This window comes from Serratia sp. MMO-28, from assembly GCF_037199905.1.
GTDB classification, from domain to species: Bacteria; Pseudomonadota; Gammaproteobacteria; order Enterobacterales; family Enterobacteriaceae; genus Chania; species Chania oryzae.
The window spans coordinates 1-248 of sequence record NZ_JBBCVB010000117.1 but is presented as its reverse complement, the minus strand read 5'-3'; the positions used below and the strand labels follow the sequence as shown (position 1 = coordinate 248).

The 248-nt window shown below is 65.3% G+C and carries 1 protein-coding gene; it reads right to left on the bottom strand.

Features of this window, described 5'->3' with window-relative positions; translation table 11 throughout:
- A partial coding sequence (locus tag WG891_RS26800) for a hypothetical protein (RefSeq protein ID WP_337265122.1) occupies nucleotides 1–248 on the bottom strand: 248 nt, incomplete at both ends.

The window sequence follows — 248 nt, the reverse complement described above, 5'->3', positions numbered from 1 at the left end:
GCACGCCCGGATCGAGCGTGACCGTGCCCAGGTTGGTGAGCGCCCCCACCGTCTGGCTGAAGGTGTTGGTATTGAAGCTGGCGCCGCTCGCCACCGTCAGCAGTGAGGTGGTGCCAAAGGCATTGTTGCTGCCCAGACGCACATCGCCACCGGCGATCGTGGTGCTGCCGGTGTAGCTGTTCTGGCCATTGGTGACGGTCAGGGCCCCGTTGCTGGCATCAAACACGATGCCGCCCACCCCGGTCAGT